General features: G+C 62.7%; 22 protein-coding genes and 1 other RNA gene. 10 read left to right on the top strand and 13 right to left on the bottom strand.

Annotated elements, in window-relative coordinates:
- From VEC01_RS15055 to VEC01_RS15045, 3 genes are all read right to left on the bottom strand, one after another.
- On the bottom strand, positions 1-203 hold a 203-nt coding region (locus VEC01_RS15055), incomplete at its 3' end, for an acyl-CoA dehydrogenase family protein (protein WP_324901718.1).
- A gap of 41 nt (positions 204-244) precedes the next feature.
- Complete coding sequence (locus tag VEC01_RS15050) at positions 245-760, bottom strand: flavin reductase family protein (RefSeq protein ID WP_324901717.1); 516 nt, start codon at positions 758-760, stop codon at positions 245-247.
- Positions 761-820: 60 nt separating this feature from the next.
- Positions 821-1,567, bottom strand: a complete 747-nt coding sequence (locus VEC01_RS15045; RefSeq protein WP_324901716.1) for a helix-turn-helix transcriptional regulator — start codon at positions 1,565-1,567, stop codon at positions 821-823.
- 188 nt (positions 1,568-1,755) lie between these two features.
- Between VEC01_RS15045 and msrA the strand changes: the two genes are divergently transcribed.
- Both msrA and VEC01_RS15035 read left to right on the top strand, forming a co-directional pair.
- Positions 1,756-2,292 (top strand): peptide-methionine (S)-S-oxide reductase MsrA, encoded by a 537-nt coding sequence (gene msrA / locus VEC01_RS15040; protein ID WP_324901715.1) that lies wholly within the window; start codon positions 1,756-1,758, stop codon positions 2,290-2,292.
- On the top strand, positions 2,289-2,690 hold the full coding sequence (locus VEC01_RS15035; protein ID WP_324901714.1) for an HIT family protein: 402 nt from the start codon (positions 2,289-2,291) through the stop codon (positions 2,688-2,690). The genes msrA and VEC01_RS15035 overlap by 4 nt, the downstream gene beginning before the upstream one ends.
- Positions 2,691-2,794: 104 nt before the next feature.
- Here VEC01_RS15035 and VEC01_RS15030 read toward each other — a convergent pair whose 3' ends face one another.
- The 4 genes from VEC01_RS15030 to VEC01_RS15015 all read right to left on the bottom strand — a co-directional run bounded on the left by VEC01_RS15030 (position 2,795) and on the right by VEC01_RS15015 (position 6,124).
- Positions 2,795-4,009: a cyclopropane-fatty-acyl-phospholipid synthase family protein gene (locus VEC01_RS15030; RefSeq protein WP_324901713.1), complete on the bottom strand. Its 1,215-nt coding sequence runs from the start codon at positions 4,007-4,009 to the stop codon at positions 2,795-2,797.
- A 135-nt stretch (positions 4,010-4,144) separates the two neighbouring features.
- Complete coding sequence (gene pdxH / locus VEC01_RS15025; RefSeq protein ID WP_324901719.1) at positions 4,145-4,780, bottom strand: pyridoxamine 5'-phosphate oxidase; 636 nt, start codon at positions 4,778-4,780, stop codon at positions 4,145-4,147.
- Positions 4,780-4,932, bottom strand: a complete 153-nt coding sequence (locus tag VEC01_RS15020; protein ID WP_324901712.1) for a hypothetical protein — start codon at positions 4,930-4,932, stop codon at positions 4,780-4,782. The genes pdxH and VEC01_RS15020 overlap by 1 nt, the downstream gene beginning before the upstream one ends.
- A gap of 34 nt (positions 4,933-4,966) precedes the next feature.
- Complete coding sequence (locus VEC01_RS15015; RefSeq protein WP_324901711.1) at positions 4,967-6,124, bottom strand: MFS transporter; 1,158 nt, start codon at positions 6,122-6,124, stop codon at positions 4,967-4,969.
- Between the two features lie 97 nt (positions 6,125-6,221).
- Between VEC01_RS15015 and tcdA the strand changes: the two genes are divergently transcribed.
- On the top strand, positions 6,222-7,124 hold the full coding sequence (tcdA, locus tag VEC01_RS15010; protein WP_324901710.1) for a tRNA cyclic N6-threonylcarbamoyladenosine(37) synthase TcdA: 903 nt from the start codon (positions 6,222-6,224) through the stop codon (positions 7,122-7,124).
- Here tcdA and thpR read toward each other — a convergent pair.
- From thpR to VEC01_RS14995, 3 genes are all read right to left on the bottom strand, one after another.
- Positions 7,108-7,686 (bottom strand): RNA 2',3'-cyclic phosphodiesterase, encoded by a 579-nt coding sequence (gene thpR / locus VEC01_RS15005; protein ID WP_324901709.1) that lies wholly within the window; start codon positions 7,684-7,686, stop codon positions 7,108-7,110. The two genes, tcdA and thpR, sit on opposite strands and share 17 nt — an antisense overlap.
- Before the next feature lie 73 nt (positions 7,687-7,759).
- The gene (locus VEC01_RS15000) at positions 7,760-8,569 is read right to left on the bottom strand and encodes a metallophosphoesterase family protein (protein ID WP_324901708.1); all 810 of its coding nucleotides are present in this window, start codon (positions 8,567-8,569) and stop codon (positions 7,760-7,762) included.
- 377 nt (positions 8,570-8,946) lie between these two features.
- Positions 8,947-9,342, bottom strand: a complete 396-nt coding sequence (locus VEC01_RS14995; RefSeq protein ID WP_324901707.1) for a hypothetical protein — start codon at positions 9,340-9,342, stop codon at positions 8,947-8,949.
- Positions 9,343-9,450: 108 nt separating this feature from the next.
- Between VEC01_RS14995 and VEC01_RS14990 the strand changes: the two genes are divergently transcribed.
- The 5 genes from VEC01_RS14990 to VEC01_RS14970 are packed head-to-tail and all read left to right on the top strand — an operon-like array spanning position 9,451 to position 11,495.
- Entirely contained in the window at positions 9,451-9,630 is a 180-nt protein-coding gene (locus VEC01_RS14990) for a hypothetical protein (protein ID WP_324901706.1), read from the top strand.
- A 19-nt stretch (positions 9,631-9,649) separates the two neighbouring features.
- Positions 9,650-9,829 (top strand): hypothetical protein, encoded by a 180-nt coding sequence (locus tag VEC01_RS14985; protein WP_324901705.1) that lies wholly within the window; start codon positions 9,650-9,652, stop codon positions 9,827-9,829.
- Positions 9,830-9,845: 16 nt separating this feature from the next.
- Positions 9,846-10,106, top strand: coding sequence for a hypothetical protein (locus VEC01_RS14980; RefSeq protein ID WP_324901704.1), 261 nt, complete (start codon positions 9,846-9,848; stop codon positions 10,104-10,106).
- Positions 10,107-10,139: 33 nt separating this feature from the next.
- Positions 10,140-10,535, top strand: a complete 396-nt coding sequence (locus VEC01_RS14975) for a PA2779 family protein (RefSeq protein ID WP_324901703.1) — start codon at positions 10,140-10,142, stop codon at positions 10,533-10,535.
- A complete protein-coding gene (locus VEC01_RS14970) occupies positions 10,536-11,495 on the top strand; it encodes a PA2778 family cysteine peptidase (protein WP_324901702.1) in 960 nt (319 codons plus the stop codon).
- Between the two features lie 117 nt (positions 11,496-11,612).
- Here VEC01_RS14970 and VEC01_RS14965 read toward each other — a convergent pair whose 3' ends face one another.
- Together VEC01_RS14965 and VEC01_RS14960 are read right to left on the bottom strand one after the other, a co-directional pair.
- Positions 11,613-11,960, bottom strand: coding sequence for a CzcE family metal-binding protein (locus VEC01_RS14965; RefSeq protein ID WP_324901701.1), 348 nt, complete (start codon positions 11,958-11,960; stop codon positions 11,613-11,615).
- Between the two features lie 74 nt (positions 11,961-12,034).
- Positions 12,035-13,945, bottom strand: coding sequence for a DNA/RNA non-specific endonuclease (locus VEC01_RS14960; protein ID WP_324901700.1), 1,911 nt, complete (start codon positions 13,943-13,945; stop codon positions 12,035-12,037).
- A 591-nt stretch (positions 13,946-14,536) separates the two neighbouring features.
- Here VEC01_RS14960 and VEC01_RS14955 point away from each other — a divergent pair.
- Complete coding sequence (locus tag VEC01_RS14955) at positions 14,537-15,451, top strand: hypothetical protein (protein ID WP_324901699.1); 915 nt, start codon at positions 14,537-14,539, stop codon at positions 15,449-15,451.
- A gap of 32 nt (positions 15,452-15,483) precedes the next feature.
- Positions 15,484-16,509 (top strand): PHB depolymerase family esterase, encoded by a 1,026-nt coding sequence (locus VEC01_RS14950; protein ID WP_324901698.1) that lies wholly within the window; start codon positions 15,484-15,486, stop codon positions 16,507-16,509.
- 207 nt (positions 16,510-16,716) lie between these two features.
- Here VEC01_RS14950 and ssrA read toward each other — a convergent pair.
- Positions 16,717-16,986: a transfer-messenger RNA gene (ssrA, locus tag VEC01_RS14945) on the bottom strand; the annotation flags it as partial.

Below are 16,986 nucleotides of genomic sequence, written 5' to 3'. Positions count from 1 at the left end.
GGGCCGAGCAGGCCGAGCGCGCCCATTTCGCGGAAGATCGCGGGGTCGGTCTTTTCATGGCGGAACGCCTCGAGCACGCGCGGCTGCAGCCGGTCCTGGCAATACGCATTGGCCGCGTCGCGCACCATGCGCTCGTCATCGTTCAGCTGGTCGTTGAGCAGCAGCGGGTCGTCCCAATGAAACTGAGCTTTTGCGGTTGTCATCTTCATTCCCTTTATGATTGGCCGGCGTGGTCGCCGGATTGTTATTCCTTGCGCGGCGCGGTCGCGACGAATTTTCCGTTGTGAAATACCAGCGCGGATTGCGGTGCCGCGTCGCAGCGCTCGACTTCGCCTACGAAGATTACATGATCCCCTTCCGGATAGCGGCTGCGGTTGTGGCACTCGAACCATGCCGCCACGCCTTTCAGTATCGGCAGGCCGGTGTGCGACAGGTCGAATTCCACGCCCTCGAAGCGGTCGGGGATGCGCATCGCAAAACGCTCCGCGAGCATCGCCTGGTTGCCGGAAAGTACGTTGATCACATAGTGCGAATTGCCGGTGAAGACCGGCAGGCTGGAAGCGTTCTGCGACAGGCTCCAGAGCACCAGAGGCGGATCAAGCGATACGGAATTGAACGAGCTGGCGGTGAGGCCAAGGAAGCTGCCGTCGGGCAGGCGCGTGGTGATGATGGTCACGCCGGTGGCGAACTGCGACAGGGCATTGCGAAAATGGCGGGCGTCGAACTCGGGAGGTCCCGCGCTGGAAGGCTGTGTAGACATCTGAAATCCGGATAATTTCATCCATTATGCCGAAAAACCGGTGAATGCGAGCAAGCAAGCCTACTTCCGGCGCACCGTGCGCGACGCCCCCGGCTTCTCGCGCAACATCGCCTGGAAACTCTTCGGCAGCCATGGACGGGCCGCCAGCAGCATGCTGATCGCATACCTGTCCTCGAACGGCAGCCGGGCATCTTCCTGGTGCTGCAGCGAGAATTCGCGCGCCAGCTGCTGCAGGCGGTCGAGCAGGGCGGCAATCGATTTTTTCGACAGCATCACGTTGACCAGCCGAAGCAGTTCATGATCGCCGTCGAATTGCGCATCGAGGTAATCGCCGTACGCCTGTTCCCGGAAGTGCGTCTGGATTGGCCCGTCCGGGATCCAGCGGAAGGTGCGCGACACCAGAAGCTTGACCCGGTTGTTCGGCAGCAGTTCGATGATGCCGATCCGATCGAGGCGGAGCAGGCATTGGACGACTTCCGCTTCCGTCATCCGGTACACCTGCACGATCTGCGCGAGCGTGAGCTGGTTCAGCACCGACACGGCGACGATGAACAGCCTGATGTCGCCGATGATTTCCTTTTCCTGCGCATGACTGAGTTCGGAGATCAGCCGCGACTCGTCGTGACCGGCAAGCGCGATGTCGCGGAAGTCGATCTGCGTCGCCTGCAGGATCTCGTCCAGCCGCTGCAGCGTAAAGTTCTTTTGGGAAAACATGCGCTTGACGGTGGCTTCGGACATGCCGATGCGCGCGGCGACATCGGCGTAGGTGATGCCACGGGCCTTCAGCTCGCGCTTGAGCGAATCCACGAGTGAGCTTGCTTGCAGCATGGCGGTCGAGGCGGGACGGATGGTGGCGAAAATGATACACCAGCAGCCATTGCCCGGCTGTTGCGGTATATAAATGAACTGCGTTCATTGAAAACTGTCAACAAGATCAGATAGGCATGACAGTCGCGTTTGCGTTACAGTCATGTCATCAGTCGATGGAGTCGATCATGGCGACCGAAATTGCTACATTGGGTGGCGGCTGCTTCTGGTGCCTGGAAGCCGTCTATCAGGAACTCAAGGGCGTGCAGCATGTGGAAAACGGCTATGCCGGCGGCCATGTGCCCGATCCGAGCTACGAGCAGGTCTGCGAAGGCAACACCGGCCATGCGGAGGTGGTGCGCATCGAGTTCGACCCGGAGATGGTCAGCTACCGGGAGATCCTCGAAATCTTCTTCACCATCCACGACCCGACCACGCCGAACCGGCAGGGCAACGATGTCGGCACCCAGTACCGTTCGGTGATCTTCTACCATTCGCCCGAGCAGCAGGAAATCGCGCGCCAGGTGATCGCCTGCATGGCCAATGTCTGGGATGCGCCGATCGTCACCGAGCTCGCACCGGTGCCCGTCTACTACAAGGCCGAGGACTACCACCAGAATTACTTCCGCCAGCATCCGCTGCAGGGCTATTGCGCGTTCGTCGTGGCGCCGAAAGTCGCTAAGTTCAGGAAAGTGTTCGCCGACAGGGCAAGGGCGGAAACATGACAACTGTGTTCGAAAAGATCATCAGTGGCGAGATCCCGAGCGCCAGGGTGTATGAGGACGAATGGGTGGTCGCTTTCATGGATGCCGGCCAGGTCAATCCAGGCCATGTGCTGGTGGCAACCAGACAACCCTACGAAACCCTGATGGATGCCGACGAGGCATCGGCGGCGGCAATGATGCGCGCGGCGCGCCGCATTGCGCTTGCCGTGGAAAAAGCCTTCCGTCCGGAAGGCATCACCATCCTGCAGGCGAACCGACCCGCCGGCTGGCAGACGGTGCCGCACCTGCATCTGCATGTGCTGCCGCGTTACGCGAACGACGGCGTCGACCTGACCTGGCCGCGCAAGGAGCCGGGCATGGAGACATTGCGCGAGTATGCCGCCCGGATCGAGCTCTGACAGCAAGCGCAGCGCACGCGCCTGAGGCTGCGCATCCCCGCTTTGCATTGATAAGCCCAGGCGCGCCGCGCCGGTCGGCATGCATCGCGGGCTTGCCGGATGCGCTACAGCTTTTCCTGCCGGTACATGTAGCGGCGCGACCATGGCAGTAGCGATGCATCGCGATCCGCCTTTGCCCCGAGCACCTGGTACAGCGACACCCAGTCGCGCGTGAATGCATAGGCGCAGCCGGCCAGGTAGACGCGCCAGATCCGGAAGCGCCGGTCGTCCACCATTGACCGGATCTGTGCCGACTGTTCCTCGAAGTTCTCGGCCCAGATGCCGCAGGTCTTCGCATAGTGGCGGCGCAGGTTTTCCACGTCGAGCACTTCCAGCCCGCCTTCCTGCATCGTGCGCAACACGGTACCGACATGCACCAGCTCCCCGTGCGGGAATACGTATTGTTCGATGAACTCGCCGCCGCCGTAAGGGGTTTCGCCATTGTTCGGATCGGTGGTGGTGATGCCGTGGTTCATCACCAGGCCGTCATCGGCCAGCAGCGAGCGGATCTTCGCGAAGTATTCCGGCAGATGCTTCTCGCCGACATGCTCGAACATGCCGACGCTCGTGACGCGGTCGAAGCGGCCGCGCACGTCGCGATAGTCCTCGATGCGAATCTCGATGCGATCGGCAAGCCCGGCGCGCGCGACACGCTCGCGCGCCAGCTGGTACTGGTTCTGCGACAGCGTCACGCCGACGCAGCGCGCGCCGAATTTCTGTGCGGCGCGGATCACCAGCGCGCCCCAGCCGCAGCCGATGTCGAGCAGGGTCTGGCCGGGACGCAGCTGGATCTTGGTCAGGATATGGTCGATTTTCTTCAGTTGCGCGGTGCCCAGATCCTCGTCGCCGTTCTCGAAGTAGGCGCAGGAATAGACCATGTTTTCATCCAGCCAGAGCCGGTAGAAATCATTGGACACGTCGTAGTGGTAGCGGATCGCTTCCGCATCCTTCTTGCGCGTGTGCTGGATGCTGCGCGCAATCCGCGCGAATCGTCCTTCCGGCTTGAGCGTATGGCGCGCGAGCGCGTCGCCGACGGAAATGATTTCACGCGCGCGCCCCTCCACCTCGATCTTGCCTTCGACATAAGCCTTGCCGAGGTTGAACAGCGAGGGCGTGAGGAGATAGGCCAGCGCCGACCGCTGTGGCACCCGGATCGTGACCTGCGGCGCCTGCTGTCCGAAATCGAGCCGCTGCCCGTTCCACAACTCCAGGCGCAGCGGCAGCGCGGTGCGGTTTCGAATGTTGTCGACCCAGCTTCCCAGTTTCTTTTCCCAGAACACGATAAGCCCTCCGCGAGAAAGGATTGATCGGGCCGGGCAGACTTCCGGGGGGGGCGACGCTGCAATGACCCGCAAGGGCGGGCATGCAAAGCGCGCGGCCATCCCGGGCTGCGCGCTCGGCGTAGCCTTGTGGCGTTAAGGTTGCAGCCGGTGCCGCTGCCAGCTGCCGTCCGCCCTGCGCTGGTAGGCGATGCGGTCATGCAGGCGCGACGGGCGGCCTTGCCAGAATTCGACGTAATCGGGGACCAGCCGGTAGCCGCCCCAGTGTGCCGGGCGGACCGGATGGTCGCCATACTGTTTTTCTACTTCTTCGACGCGGGCTTCGAGCGCTTCGCGGCTGGCCACCGGCCGGCTCTGCGCGGAAGCGATCGCGCCCAGGCGGCTCTTCAGCGGACGGCTGTTGTAATACGCGTCGTTCTCCACATCGCTGATACGTTCGACCCGGCCCTCGATGCGTACCTGGCGCTCCAGTTCGATCCAGTAGAACAGCAGCGCCGCGTACGGATTGGTGTCGAGCTCGTGGCCCTTGCGGCTTTCATAATTCGTGAAGAAAGTGAAGCCGCGCTGGTCGAAGTCCTTGATCAGCAGGATGCGCGACGACGGCCGGCCATCCGCGGTGGCGGTGGAGACGCTCATCGCATTCGCTTCCGGCACCTCGGCCGTGATCGCCTCGTGGAACCATTTTGAAAACTGCTCGACCGGGTCCGGAAGGGCATCCGCTTCCGTCAGGCTGGCACGACTGTAATCCTTGCGAAGATCCGCTATCGACATCATTTTTCCTGTTTGTAGTTTGGTGCAACGTCGCGCAAAGTGAATGCCGTCTCGTTGCGTTTTTGATAACGCTCAATGGGAGCGGTGCGCACCGGCGCGGCGCGCGGCACGCGAACCTTACGCCGCCGTCGCGCCGTTGCCATGTTTTGCATCAATTATTGCGTAAACGCAGCGGCCTGCAGCGCACTATTCCGTTTTTGCCAGCGCGGTCTTGCGCCATGCGACCGGCACGCCGGCGCCGATCATCGCGGTCATGCCCCAGAATACCGCGGTCAGCCCGAGCGCCGCGCCGGCGCCGCCGAAGGCCAGCGGCAGGAACACCTGGCAGGCATTGCCGATGGTGACGCGGATGCCGACCGCTTCGCCGGCCCGGCCGGGCGGGGCCGCATGGTGCAGCAGCGCGAGCATGTTGGGCTGGCTGGAACCGACGGCCAGGCCGAGGATCGCGGCGACCACCATCATCGACAGCGGCTGGCGCATGAACGGGAACACCGCATAGCAGAGCGCGGCCAGCACCAGCGCGAACGCCAGCACCTGCCATTCCGTCGCGTGTCGCGAAATCCACGGCATCGCCAGCCGCACGAGGAAGGTCGCACTGGAAAAGCAACCCAGGATCAGGCCGATGGTCGAGGCGGAAAACCCCGAATGCGTCGCGTGTATCGGCAGCACGAAGGTGAACAGGTCCCAGGCCGACGACAGCAGGGTGCCCACCAGGTAGATGTTGCGCATGTCGCGGTCGCGCAGCAGGTCGAACGCGTTGCCCGCGGCGTCTTCCCGTTGCTGCGGCATGCGGATGCGCGAAACGCGTCCGAGCGCGGTCAGCGCCAGCGCGGCCAGCGCGAAGCCGCCGAACACGAGATAGCCGATGCGGTGCGCGGCGTGGTCGATGATCAGTCCGGCAAGCACCGGGCCGAAAAAGCCGGAAATCGAAAATCCGAGCGCCAGCCAGCTGTAGTTCGTTGCGCGATTTTCATCGTCGCTCATCGCGCCGACCGTATGCTGTGCGGCGACCTGGATCACCATGAAACCGGTGCCGATCAGGATGGTCGCGAGATAGAGGATCGGCAAGCCGGTCATCATGCCTGGCAGCGCGCATCCCGCGGCGATCGCGACGCAACCAGCCATCATCGGGCGTACGATGCCGCTGCGGTCGATGATCCGCCCGGCGAAGACCGCAAACAGCATCGGAAACAGGGAAAACAGCGAGATCAGGATGCCGACCGTGAATTCCGACGCATGCAGCGACAGCGCATACAGCGACGTCGTGATGCGGGAGCCGGCAAGCGCGAGATGCGCTGTCAGGGAAACAAGAATGAGATGGAGCAGGGGGGCTGGCGGAAACACTGTTTAACGATACCGTCATGCAAGCCCAACGGCAACATTCGCATAAAAAAAATTCCGCAGAAAAACACAGCGCATTTCCGTCCGTTAAAATGACGGGATGAACGCCGTCGTCTCCCTCCCGCCCCTCGATTTCTCTTCCGACAACGACATCGATTTCGACCGCCGCTTCGGCGGCATTGCGCGCCTGTACGGCGACGCCGGCCTGGCACGTTTTCGCGCCGCGCATGTGTGCGTGATCGGCGTCGGCGGGGTCGGGTCGTGGGTGGTGGAAGCATTGGCAAGAAGCGCGATCGGGCGCATCACGATGATCGACCTCGACAATGTCGCCGAGTCGAATGTCAACCGCCAGATCCATGCGCTGACCGACACGCTCGGCAAGGCGAAGGTCACGGCGCTGGCGGAACGCATCGGGCAGATCAATCCTTATTGCAGCGTCACGGAGATCGAGGATTTCATCACGCCGGAAAACCTGGACGAGATGATCGGCGCCGGCGGCTACGATTATGTGATCGACGCGATCGACAGCGTCAAGGCCAAGACCGCGCTGATCGCCTATTGCCGTTACAACGGGATCAGGCTGATCACGATCGGCGGCGCCGGCGGCCAGACCGACCCGACCAAAATCGAGATCCGCGATCTGTCGCGCACCGAGCAGGAACCGCTGCTGGCGAAGGTGCGCAAGCGGCTGCGCGCGCAGCATGGTTTCCCTCGCGGCATGAAGAACAAGTTCGGCATCGACGCGGTGTTTTCCACCGAGCCGCTGCTCTTCCCGGGCTCCGGCGAGGCCTGCAGCATCGATGCGGGCGATGCCGGCGACGGCGACGGTAATGCCAATGGCGAAGGCAAGCCCGGCATCACCGGACTGAATTGCGCCGGCTTCGGCTCTTCGATGGTGGTCACCGCCAGCTTCGGGCTGGTGGCGGCCGCGCAGGTGCTGCGCAAGCTGGCCGGCGAGGCGCAGGCCGCCGGCGGGGCTTCTTCACTCAGCGCGGCAGGTTGACGCTGTCCGACCGCGCTTCCGCGGGAATCCACACTTCCCGGTCGATCCGGCGCGACGCCAGGATCTTGTAGACCGATCCTTCCGGCGTGGTCGTCGACTGCACCAGCGCCGCTTCCGTCGCCTGCCAGGCAATCGGATCGAAGGCGAGGTCCTGCGGCAGCGTTGCATCGCGCGCGAGCGTGACATGCGGCCGGTAGCCGTGCTGCCCCTTGAATGCGACCTTGTGCTCGTTCAAGTCCCCGACCAGCCGGCGCTGCAGCGCGAACAATTCCTCCGGCGCCTCGGATGGGCCGACCCAGGCGATGCGGTTGCGCGGAAAATAGCCGACCCGGTCCAGCCGCAACGTGATATCGGCGGTCGGCAGATGGGTCAGGATATCGGTCAGTTGCGGCAGCAGGGCGGCCGGCTGCTGGCCGAGGAAGGCCAGGGTCATGTGCAGGTTGGAATAGGGGATGCGTCGCCCGCGCATCGGCGCCTGCAGCTGCAACAGTGCCGACGCGGTGGCATCGTCCGGCCACAGCGCATAAAACAGTCGGAGGGTATCGGGAGTCCTGGCATTCATGAAGCGCCCTTGTGCTGGAAGTGTCTACGTATGACAGGCAATGCCGCGCGGCGTGCCGCAATGCGCGCCTGTTTCAGTGGCAAAGCGCCACGCCGGCATCGGAAAAGGAAGCTTTCTCCACGGCCAGGAATTCCCACTCGTAGCCGGCATCCTTGAGCACCAGCTTCAGCACGCCAAGCGTGGAATTGTCGGAAACGTCACTGTTGAGCTTGCGAAAGCGCAGTGGTGTCAATTTCGCGCCGCCCGTGCCCACCACGAAGGAGCGAATCCCGCGCTCTTCATCATGCCGTCCCTGCGCGTCCTGCGGCGCAAAACGCTCGTAATCGTGATCGTGCGAAGCCAGCACCAGGTCGGCGCCGGCTTCATACAGCATTTTCCACGCTTCCAGCATGCGGGCGTCATTGCCATGCCCGCCGGAACTGAACACCGGATGATGCCAGTAAGCCAGCGTGCAACGCGCACGGTTGCGCGCCAGCTCATCTTTGAGCCAGGCCAGCTGCGCGCGGTGCGCATCCGGCTTGAGATAGCTGTTGAGCGAGATTACATGCCAGCTGCCGAGCTTGAAACTGTAATAGCCGCGCCGGTCCGGTCCGGCGGCCGCGCCAAAGTAGCTGTAATAGCCGTCTGCCCTGGGCGTGTAATAGTCATGGTTGCCGGGCGAGGGGAAGGTGCGCGCCTTGAACCGGCCCCAGGTCGGCTCGTAGCAGTCGGTAAACTCACCGAGCAGGCCGACCGGATAGGTATTGTCGCCCAGCGTCAAGACGGCGGCACCCGGGTCCGCTGCGAGGCCGGCTTCGATGAGCGCGGCGGTCTTTGCAGCGCCGCTGTCTTCCGGCCGGATGGTTTTACACTCTGCAATATCGCCCGCGGCAAAAACCGTCACGCCCTTTCCCGGTAGTGCGCTTTTTATCTGTTCCAGCCGCGCGCGTTCGCTGGATTGGCACGCGGCAAGAAGCGCCGCGCAGGCGAGGACGAAGGAAAGCGTTTTATGCGTGGCCATTCCGCTGCGTGAAAGAAAATCGGCAGCGCATATTGTAGAGGAAAGGAGATGCGCGGCGCGCTAACGCCGGCGCGCGGCCCGCAGCCCTGCGGCCGGCGTTTTCATGCGGCGGCAGCGACGCCGGAATCCGGCCGGCTCCAGGATGTGTTTGCCAAGCTACTGCGCGAACCGATTGCCGCCTGCGTTGCTCTGCGTACCTCACGTACGCGTGCGCTACCCGCCGCCAATCCGGCCCGCTCGCTACGCTTGTCAAACACAACCTAGAATTCATGCTCCTCGAATGCGCGCCGCGCCCTGTCTTCGGCCGCGCTCCAGGCCTCCGCCTCGGTCGGGAACGTCCCGGCAGGGATATACGTTTCCGCCACTTCCGGTTCGCGCGTGAGGCGCACATAAACCTGCGCCTCGTAGGTGCCGTCGGGCTGCGCGCGCGCCAGGATGCGCGCAAGGTGGGTGCCGCTCTGCAACATGCGGCCTTCCACCGCGGAGCCGTTGCCTTGCCCGGCCTCACCGGAAATCGACTGCATCTCGCGTTCCACGTCTTTCTGCGCCGGCGATTTGCTGCCGCTGCCGACGTCCGCTTCATTGATCAGATGTTTCGACTGCTCACCCATGCGTTCCTCCTCAATGGCGTCTTTCCGCATCAGATGCAAGCGCATGCCTGCGTATTCCTAAGATGATTGCATGCAGGGATAGTTCGGCGCGCCGGGCGGATGCCGGCCGAACCAATCCGGATACGCGCCCCTCTAATTTTCTTTGGAGGCGATATGGACAATGAGCAAAAGAAGCCGGCCGATGTCGGCAAGGGCGACAGTTTCACGACCCGCACCAAGGATAACCCGATCGGCATCGACGACATCGGCTTGCCCGCGGACATGCAGAAGGACGAGTTAAGCCGCCTGCAGGATATCCGGCCCGATCCGGACAAGGCGCAGGACAAGCAGTGAGCAAAGGAAGGCACCCGCGATGACTACACCACCCGACCGCCGCGACCACGACGCGAATACCAAACCCGACCGGCACGACAACATGCTCGAACGTACGGCCAAGCACATCGAACCTCCGGGACGCGACGTCACCGACGACGACCTGAAGGATCCGGGCCGCATGACCCCGGCGGCTCCGCCCGCCGACAACCGGTCCTGAACGGAGGGCGAGCGCGATGGCAAGCAAGGAAGAATGCGACCGCTATGCCGAGGAGCTGACGCGCCGCTTCGACGAGCTGGTGCAATGGGCGATGGCGAACTGGCCCAAACCGGAGTTCCCGCTGCTGTCCTCGGACTTCACTCAGGCGCGCCGCGAGATCAGCGAGATCGTCGGACCAAAGCTGGGCGACGGCGAAACATCGGACGATCCGCCGCGTCCCGCCTTCGGCGGCGACGACAATCAGTACCGCGACGTGACGCCGATGCCGTGGCCCTGACATCCTCATGAACAAGGCGAAGAAGAGGACTCCATGATGAAAACAATCAAGCGCGCATTTGTCGGCACCGTGGTCGCCGCATTCACGTTCGTCGGATTCACGCAGACGGTGCAGGCGGCGATGATCGGCACCGAACAGGTCCATGCATCGAACGCCGCGCAGCAGCAGGACAAGGCGCGGATTGCCGCAGCGCTGGACCGGCCGGAAGTCATGGCGCAACTGGAACAGCTCGGCGTGCAGCGTGCCGATGCGCAAGCCCGGGTAGCGGCATTGACCGACGACGAGGCGGCGACGCTGGCGGCGAAGATCGACAGCCTGCCTGCCGGCGGCGATGTGGTCGGCACGCTGGTGCTGATTTTCGTCATCCTGCTGGTGACCGATATTCTCGGCTTGACCAAGGTCTTCCCCTTCACGCGCTCCCGGCGATAAATGCGCGCCGAAGTACGGCGGCTGTGCGCATGGGTTTTCTGCGCGTTCGCACTCATGCTCGCGGGCTGCGCGACGCAGACGCATTTGCTGCAGCAGCAGGGCCTGCCTGGCCTGCCGCGGCAGGTGGAACTTGCGTCCACGCCTTTCCATCCGCAGGAACGTTTCCAGTGCGGCCCGGCGACGCTGGCGATGGCGCTGAATGCGGCCGGCATCGCCATCACGCCCGATACGCTGGTGCCGCAGGTATTCGTGCCGCAGCGCGAAGGCAGCTTGCAGCCGGAAATGATGGCGGCGGGGCGCCGCAACGGTGCGCTCAGCATGACGATTCCGCCGCGGCTCGACGCGCTGCTGGCCGAGGTTGCCGCCGGCCATCCGGTGATCGTGCTGCAGAACCTGAGCCTGCCGGCGGCGCCGCTCTGGCACTATGCGCTGGTGATCGGTTACGACCTTGATGCCGGCGACCTGGTGCTGCGCTCCGGCACCACCGAGCGCCTGTCCCTTCCCCTGTCCACCTTTGAGCACACCTGGTCGCGCAGTGGTTACTGGGCGATGGTTGCGCTTTCACCGCAGCGGTTGCCGGTGACCGTGAATCAGGCGCAGGCTGTGGAGGCGCTGGTCGCCTACGAGAAAGCGGCGCCGCCGGCGCGCGCGCTTGCCGCCTATGAGCAGGCGCTGCAACGCTGGCCGCACGACCTGACGCTGCAGATGGGGCGGGGCAATGCCGCGTACCGGGCTGGCGACCTGAGGGGGGCGGAGTCGGCATTCCGCCGCGCTGCGGAAGAACATCCGGGCAATGCGGCCGCGCTGAACAACCTGGCCACCGTGCTCGCGGAGCTCGGGGAATACGAGCAGGCGACGGAAGCCGCGGAGAAGGCGGCGGCGCTGGACGGGCAGTGGCGCGAGGCGGCGCTTGCGACACTGCAGGCGATTCGCGCGGCGCGGCAGCGGGCCGGCCGTTGACTGCTGTTCTTTCTTTCAGAATATTTCTTGACGCCCGACGGCTGCCCGGAACATCTGCATCCGCAAGTGGCGAGGCAGCGCAAGCATTGGCGACGTTGCTGTCAGCGCGTGATCCGCTCAGGGCTCAGGGCTGTCCCGCCCGCCAATGTAACGCGGATCCGGGCCGATATAGGCGATCACCGGACGGCCGAGCAGGCCCGGCGGCGCAACCCGGTTCAGGTCGAACGCCTTGATGCTGCTGCCCACGTTGAACGTCCATGCAAATGCCTTGCCGCCGACGACGAACCGCACCGTGTCGCCACCGGTGACGTTGACCCAGCGGCTCTGGGGCTGCAGTACGATAGTCTGGGTGGCGGCGCTCTCCGGGGCCGGGTCGCCGAGCAGCGCCAGCGGAGGATCGGCCGCGAGCCCGGCGCAAGCGGAAAGCAGCGCGACGGCTGCGACGGGGGAGAAGGGTAGGTTCATCTTGCTTTCCCGGGTCCGGCAACCGAGTTTGACAACGACGGCACGCGTCCGTTCTGCATGCCGCAGTCGCCGCCTCAGCTGCGCCGGCCTTTCGCATTGCCAAGCACGATGTCGCCGGCCGACGTGATTTCGATGAATCGCCCGCTCGCTATCATTTCCGTCGCATCCGTTCCAAACACATCCGCACGCAGCGTCGCGCCGGAAAACTTCAGGTCCGCGGCTTCGGCCACTTTCGGCAGGGGGACCTGGTAGGTCTTGAACGGCCCGTAACGGAAGCCTTCCTCCGGCATCATGCCTTCCTGGCTCAGCAGGTAAGCGGAGACGGACAGCGCGCGCGTGTCTTCATCGATCATCGCCACCACCTTCCAGAAGTCGAGCGGAACGGCAATGCCTTCGTAGTGCGGATCGTCTTCCCGGAAGACTGGGCCGGTGAACACCGAGATCCGGAACCCGTGTGTCGTGGCATGTTCGAGCACGTAATCCTCCAGCGACAGCCAGCTGCGCTGGTTCAACTGCGGCATCTGCGGAACCGCATTCGTGTACAGGAAACTGTCCTCTTCGCCCAGCATGGCCTCTTGCAGCGTCTTGCCCCAGCCGGGGTCTTCGCGCCGCACCATGTGCCCCTTGTCGAATGCGGCCGGACCGTAGAACTCCGCATGGCCGACCTGGCTCGCTTTCGGAATGCGCGAATCGAAGCCCCAGGCGTCGTTGCGTTTCAGTTTTTTCTTCAGGCTGCCGTCGATATTGACCGCGGTAAGAATCGGCAGGCGCCGGCTTTCGCTCATGATCACGGAGAAATGCGTATACGGGATCGCGTCCGCATCAAACCCGGTCGCCAGCACCGTGTGCGATTTCCCTGGTTTGGGCAGGCCTACACTCTTGCCGAGAAACTTCGGATCGTAGCCGGCGCGGTTCTTCAGGTAAGCGGCCGTCCTCTTTTTTTCCGAGAATCCCTCTTCCGCCACATGCAATTCGTTACGCGTCACCGCAACCCATGACTTGCGGTTCAGCAGCGTCTTGATCACGCTCGCTTTCACCGCATAGTTTGTCTTGCGAAACTGCCCGCCGAAATGCAGCCCCGCCACGCTGCGGCTTTCCAGATCCAGGACGGCGGAGCCGGAATTGCCGCCGAGCGTGGAACTGTCATGCGTGAAATACCATTCGCCCTTGGGCGTGGCGACCACTTCGCCCGGCGCGAAGCGCTTGACGTCATAGACGTCGCCGAATATCTCGCGCATCGCGCCGGCGTCGTTCCGGCTGTCGCGTGCCGGGTAGCCGACCACCGCGATCAGCTGCTCCGGCTCGGCCGGCTTGCGGGCAAGCTTCAGGGGCGGCGGAAGGCCCGGATCGGACACGGCGCGCAGTATTGCCATGTCGGGCGCTTCCGCCGTATCGTCGGCGATCCACAGAATCTCAGCCACACCCACTTCGGCGGACTCGATGCCCTTGTATTCTTCCTTGAAATCGATGTGCGCCCGGATTTTCCTGCCCGCGTGGTTGATCCGGTAGCGGAACACCCGGCCCTGACGCTGCGCGAACACCAGGGCGACATGGCGGTTCGTGACGATCAGGTCATCCTCGATCCGCCACCCGGTGCCGCACCATTCGAAGGTGTCGTGATCCGACAGCTCGATGCGGCCCACCGCGTTGATCGGCTCCACCAGCGCCTTGCGGTGCGGCGCAAGCTTCTTTTCCAGCAGCGCCAGCCCGGCCTGCTCGAACACGCCGTTCTTCACCAGCAGGACCGGCCGCCCGGCAAGCAGCACGATGGCTTCGCTCATCTGCCGTGTATCGAAAAACGCCGCATCTGAATCCGGCGGGCGGACAGTGCTCAGATGATCCGCCACCACGTCCGCGCTGAAGCCGAAGCTTCGGCGGCCGGTCAGTTCGTGGCGCTGTGCCGCTTCGGCCAGCGCATCGCGCATCTTCCGCGAATGAAGCACCGACGCGATGCGCAGTTGCGCGCCGGGCAGGTCGTGTGTCATTGCACCTCGAGCTTGGTTCTTCGGCATGATCTCATCCTTCCACTGTAAGGAGATGCTTCCGGAAACGCGGGCTGTAGCGTGAACTGCGCAGACGAGTATATGCGCCGGCATCGGCTCGCATATCCCATGAACATGGCGTTGTGAATGGCGGATGAGATTTCTCAAGCGGTCCATGCATGCGACGACCGACTGCCGGGAACGTAGTGTGAGAGTTAGTAGGTTACTGGCGCGCGCTGTTGATCCGGTTTAGACGGAGGCGACGCTGCTGGCTCGCGCCGCACCTGTGGGATGAGGGGAAGAAGACAAGCAAGCGCCGGCGCAAATGCTCGTGCCTGCGCATGTTCTTGTTGTACGCGTCGACATCTTGATGAGAGAGAAGGAAGGCAGTCCGGGCCCGATGGCGGTCGGTGCCTTCACGCCTTGAGGTGTATTAAAGCCTGATGTCCGAATCGGTAGCATCGTTGTTCTGTCTATGCGTCGAGAGTGCCCCCGGGGCGAGACGGTTGTGTTCTTCGTTCCAAGGAAAGCCACATCATCTTCCAACGGCAAGCGGTTGACGGTTTGCGTTGGGACACGCAGGAGGATTTCAAGATGCCCAAAGAGATTGCGCTGTTGACGCTGCATGGCATGGGGGAGACGTCAGACAAGTACTATGTCGATCTCGTGGCGCGCGTGAGTAAAGAGCTGGATGACATGGTAGGAAAAGTGGACTTTCAACACGTCTACTATCAGCAGATATTGCAGCCGAACCAAAAAGAAGTTTGGGGCCGGATGGACAAGAATGATCTTCGCTACGACAACTTGCGAAAGTTCGTTCTATTCGCCCTCGCCGATGCTTCGGGCCTCGAGGCGAGAAAAGACGAAAACGAATCAGCCTACGAAGAATCGCAAATCGAAATTGCCAAGAAGTTGTGGGCTGCGCGGAAGGCAATGAAAAGGAATGGGCCACTCGTGGTAATAGCGCAGTCCCTCGGGGGCCAGGTATTTTCCAACTACGTCTGGGACGCGCAGCGTGCCGCCGGCGGCGCAACTGTATCTGCCGGTATCTGGAAAAATATAGACAGCTTCGCAGAACGGATCAAGGGAGCGCCGGGAGCATTCAGTAGAGATGAAATTGCATTCTTGGGCTGCAATTCGCTGGTGGCGCTCATCACCACCGGATGCAATATCCCTGTTTTTGTCGCCGCGCACAAGCAATTGCATATACGCGCAATCAGTAAGCCGACGGACAGGTTCGAGTGGATCAATTTCTACGACCGGGACGATGTCCTGGGCTGGCCTTTGCGCCCCTTGAATGGTGGCTATGAAGTCCTTGTCGATGACCGGGCGATCAATGCCGGAAAAGACAATCCCATTAAATGGATCATGAGCGGCACGCCCATGTCGCACACCTTGTACTGGGAAGACAGCGAGGTCGTTGCGGCGCTGGCCCGTATGATCAAAGAGGGTAGATCGAAGCCTGTGTCGTTGACCAGGAATCATGGTGAATCGAGGAGCGATCTGTAATTGCCGTCACTATTGACGGGAGGGGCGGGAGAGTGAAAGCGCGTGCACTGCTGTCAATTCTACTGGTCGCATTTCTCTGCGCATCGCAAGCGGCGGTTGCGGGGCTGGCATATTCGGGCAGCTATCGTGCGCCGGATGGAGGGCTGTGGCCACCGCTCTCGCATTACCAGCCGGTACGCGATTATTTACTCTATGTTCCCGGCTCATACACCAGGTCCGGTTCGCCATACCCACTGGTCGTCATGCTGCATGGCTGTCGTCAGAGCGCGGAAAGCTTCGCAGCAGGAACGGGGATGAATGCGCTCGCCGAACAAGAGGATTTCCTGGTGCTCTATCCGAACCAGCATGCCAACCCGATTCAATGCTGGAACTGGTTCGACGGCGCAACGCAGGACGGCGCGGGGGAAGCGGCGATCATTACCGGGATGGTGCGAGAAATCATGCATCAATACCGGGTGGATGCTGCCCGTATTTACGTGGCCGGGCTGTCGGCCGGCGGCGGCATGACAAGCGTACTGGTGAGCTGCTATCCAGGCGTTTTCGCCGCGGCCGCGATTCATTCCGGGGTCGCGTATAAAGCGGCATATTTCGCCAATGCGGAACTGGCATTGCGGAGGGTCGACGCGAGCATGCCGGCGGACATTGCCGGCCGCCGCGCTTATGAATGCGCCAAGGGGGCACGTCTATCGATGCCGGTGATCGTGTTTCATGGCGCGGAAGACAAGAGGGTTGTTCCGGGCCACGCTGCGCAAGTGATACGCCAATTTGCGCAGACAAACGATTACGCCGACGACGGCAAGGACAATGACTCGGTCAGTGCGGCCTCGGCAGCGCGCAGGAACGTGTATCCCAAGGGTAGGCGTCCTTACACTGTCTATTCCTATGGAAAAGGCGATCGGGTGCTGCTGCAGCTATTCATGATCAGAGGCATGGGGCATGCATGGAGTGGCGGCACGCCCGTACTCGAAGGGGATCATTACTACGACCCCGCAGGGCCGGATGCCTCGCAGGAAATATGGACGTTCTTCAAGAGGCACAGGCGCGCTCCGCAACGGTGACGCTCGCGCTGGCCAGCGCTCGATGGCGTCCCGGTGCCATCCCCTGTGCCGTGAGCAGGGAACAGGGAGCAGGCAATACAAAGAAAACCGAGGCCAGCCGCCTCGGCTGCCACGGACCTTGCTGAACGTAAGAAAACAAAAAAACCGCGTTCTCGGAGGGAGAAAAGCGGTTTTTTGCACGTCCGTGGACGTGTTGATACGAAGTAATGGTGGAGACGGCGGGAATCGAACCCGCGTCCGCAAGCCCTCTACAGACAGTTCTACATACTTAGCGCTGTCATTTGTTTTAACCTGAGCGCCGCGGACGCGCACGCTGCGATCAGGCGAGCCACCTTGGATTTAACCCCAAGCCAAGTGACCCGGCTTGAAGCGATTCCCTGTGAATGACCCTACGTGCTGTTACCAGCCCACCCCAGGGAAGAGGTGGTGTAGGGCTAGCCGGTTATTAAGCGGCCAGAGCGTAACGTTCGTCGTTAG

Source organism: Noviherbaspirillum sp. (genome assembly GCF_035627455.1).
GTDB lineage: Bacteria > Pseudomonadota > Gammaproteobacteria > Burkholderiales > Burkholderiaceae_D > Noviherbaspirillum.
The sequence above is the reverse complement of the archived record's forward strand: the minus strand, read 5'-3'. Positions and strand labels throughout refer to the sequence as shown.